The organism is Aquabacterium sp. (assembly GCF_021768455.1).
In the GTDB taxonomy this organism is placed as follows: Bacteria; Pseudomonadota; Gammaproteobacteria; order Burkholderiales; family Burkholderiaceae_C; genus Aquabacterium.
This window is the reverse complement of record NZ_JAIZVX010000240.1, coordinates 1-3,287: the sequence shown is the minus strand read 5'-3', so window position 1 is coordinate 3,287 and position 3,287 is coordinate 1. Positions and strand designations below refer to the sequence as shown.

At 69.3% G+C, this 3,287-nt stretch carries 1 protein-coding gene and 1 pseudogene; both read right to left on the bottom strand.

The window, feature by feature from the left end; genetic code table 11:
• Positions 1–2,802, bottom strand: a 2,802-nt coding sequence (locus QZ994_RS19195) for an ATP-binding protein (protein ID WP_290877510.1), incomplete at its 3' end; no start/stop codon positions are given.
• Between the two features lie 5 nt (positions 2,803–2,807).
• Positions 2,808–3,287: pseudogene (locus QZ994_RS19190) on the bottom strand (hypothetical protein); the annotation flags it as partial.

Sequence of the window (3,287 nt, the reverse complement as noted above, 5' to 3'; positions counted from 1 at the left end):
GGGCGGGCGGCGCTGCAGCACGCCGATGGGCGGGGCCCAGCGTGCGCCCTTGGGCTTCTTGGCCGTGACCAGGGTCACGTCGGCCGGCTCGAAGACCTCGACGTTGTGCGTGATGGGCGTGGTCAGCACGTACTGCGCGCGCGTGGAGCGCAGGAAGTGGCCCACCAGCTGGATGTTGCGCACGTCGAGGTGGGCAAAGGGCTCGTCGATGAAGACGAAGCCGCCGGTGGATTCGTCGTCCTTCATCAGGCCCACCAGCAGGATCAGGGATTTGATGACCTGCTGGCCGCCCGAGGCCTCGCCGTCGTTCAGGCCGATGCTGCCCTTGCCGTCGAAGTTGAAGTGCACCTTGAGCTCGGCCTGGCGCAGGCCGCTGTCGTCGCCATCGAGGTGGGGCAGCTCGGCGTTGACCTCGACCCCTGCCAGCTGGCCCAGCTCGATGATGTTCTTGCGGTAGCGGCGCACGGTCACCTTGAGCACGTCGGTGTAGCGCTCGCGGGCATTGGCCACGGCGATGGCCGCGGCGGCATTGCTGCCCTTGCGCTGGCCGAGCTCGTCTTCCTGGCGCAGCACGTTGGCGTTCATCAGGGTGAGCTGCTCCAGCACGGTGGCGTCGGTTTCCCAGTGGCCCTCGTGGAGTTCGCGTTCCACGGCTTCGGCGCGCAGGCGGGCCTGGGTGACGTTGCCGTACTTGGCCTGCATCTCGGCGATGCGGGCGGGTTCGCGCCAGCGGCGGGGCAGTTGCAGCTTCACCTCGCGCGACATCAGGGCCTGGGCGATGGTGTCGTCGAAGCGCTGCTGCCATTCGCGTTCGTGCTGGGCGCTGCGCTGCTCGATGTGGGCCAGGCGTTCCTGGGCCTGCCGGTAGGCGTGCTGGGCGTTGGTCTGTTCGACCACGGCGCGCTTGAGCTGGGCCTCGGTCTGCTGCCAGCGTTCGCCGGCGTCGACACGGGCCTGCTTGAGCACGGGCAGCTGGCGTCGGGCCTCGCTGAATTCAGCCTCGCGTTCGGCCAGTTCGGCGGCCGCGGTGAAACCTTGTGCGGCCTTGCGGGCGTCCTGCAGCTGGCGTTCAAAGAAGGCCTGGTCGCGCACGACGCGGGTCATCTCCTCGTCGAGCTGGGCCAGGCGGGCTTCGATGGACTGGCGGCGGGCCGCCACGGCGGAGGCGCCGAACTGGTGCTGGCCGGGGTCGACCCAGACGCTGCGGCCGCCGCGGCCATCGCGGTGGTAGGCCTCGGGGGTGATCCACTCACCGCCCGTTTTCACGCCTTCTTCGGTGTTCGCCACGCGGCGGATGTTCCCCAGCTGGCGCAGCAGCCAGCGTGGCGCCGTGGCCGAGAAGCTGAGCACGCTCAGCAGGCTGTGCGGATCGGGTTTGGCGGGGGCGGCTTCGGCGTCGGCCACGACGTAGTGGCGAAAGCGCTCTTTCTCGGCGAGGGCCAGGGCCTGGGCTTCCTGCCCGGCCTTGCCCAGCACCACCACCCAGCGGCTGCCGCGCAGCACGCCTTCGGCGGCGGCGCGCCATTTCTCGTCGGTGATCTCGATGATGTCGGCGATCAGGTGGTGGGCGATGCCGGCTTCGTCGAGCGTGCGGCGAAAGCGCGTGACGTCGGGCGGGGGCGGAGCCAGGCGCTGGCCCTTGAGCGCGTCGAAGGCCTTTTGCGCCTCGTCGCGCTGGTCCTTGAGACGCTGCCACTGGGTCGTGAGCTTGAGCTTGTGCTCGCCCAGCTCGCCGATGCGGTGGGTGAGCTTGTCGGCGTCGCCCTCGACCACGGCCAGCCCCTGCAGCTCGTCGGCGCGCTTGACGATGAGCTCGGTGGGGCGCTCGGCGTCGCGGGCCTCTTCCTGCAGGCGGCGGGCGCTGCGCACCTGGGCTTCCAACTGCTCGACGCGCTCGGCCGCCGCGGTCTGCTCCTGCAGGCGCTGCAGCAGGTCGGCCTTGACCTGGCCGTGCTGGCGGCGGTCTTCGCTCGATTGCAGGCGCTGTTTGTGCAGCTCGCGCAGCTTGTGGCCCAGCACGCGCCGGGTCTCGTGGTTGCTGAGCACGGGCACGACCTCGGTGGCCAGGGTTTCGCGCTCCTGGCACTTGAGTTCGTACTGGCGGTAGCTGTTGACGCGGGCTTCGAGCTCGGCGCGCTGGGCCTTGCCATGCGAGAGCTCGCGCTCGGCGGCTTCCACCTCCTGCGTGAGCTGGCGCTGGTGGTTGCGCGCTTCGTCGTAGCGGTCGAGCACGTCCTGGTCCCCGAAGACGTCGAAGACCAGCTTCAGCAGCTCCTTGGGGCTGTATTCGCACAGGCGGTCGGTCTGGCCTTGTTCCAGCGCGAGCACCTTGGCAATCGCCCGCGACAGGCCCGCGCCTTCGAGGCGCTTGCGCCAGTTGTCGATGCCCAGCCAGTCCTTGTCCTGACGTTCGATGAGCTGCTCGATGGAGACGTCGCCTTCGACCATGGTGTAGCGGCGCTGCCAGTCGCCGCCATTGCGGTCGATGCGGCACACCAGGGTCACCACGTCCGCGTACAGCAGGCAGCGCGCAAACGGCCGGTTGCTGGACTGGCGGTTGCGCGGGCGGTTGTCGACCGTGGCGCGCAGCCAGGCGCTGTCGGCGTTGGCGTGGCGGGCGTAGGTCTTGTAGTTGCGGCCACCGGAGCAATCCAGGCCCAGCAGGGTGCGCATGGCATCGAGCAGGGTGGTCTTGCCCGAGCCGTTGGGGCCGGCCACGGTGATGATGGCGCCGTCGAGCGGCAGGGTCAGGCGCTGGCAGTAGTCCCAGTGCAGCAGTTCGAGGCTTTGCAGGTGAAACATGGGGATCAGGCCTCGTCGGGGGCGGTGGGGCGCGTGTCGGGGGGCAGCTCGTCCTCCTCGTCCTCGGGGATCTCTTCGAGTTCCTCCTGGTAGGGCTGCGTGATGGCCAGCGGCAGGTTGCCCACCAGCTCCTTGGCCTGGGCCAGCACGTCGCCCAGGGCGCCTTGCAGGATGCGGGGGGCGAGGGCGTCGTAGTCGAGCAGCAGATCGAGCAGCGGGCCTTCGGCGATGTCTTCGCCCTTGCGCACGATGAAGCCGTGGTTTTCCAGGCGCTTGAGGTTGCCGTCCAGGCGGGTCTTCTTGCCCAGCTGCACACCGAAGTCGGCGAGCAGGGCGCGGTAGGGCACCAGGGGACTGACGCTGGCGGCGGTGGGCAGGGGGCGGTCCTTGCCGAACATGTCGTTCTGCTTGTCGTCCGCGTGCTGGTGGTTTTCCTGGCGCTCGCGCTTGGGCAGAATGATCTGCGCCCACAGCACGACCAGCAG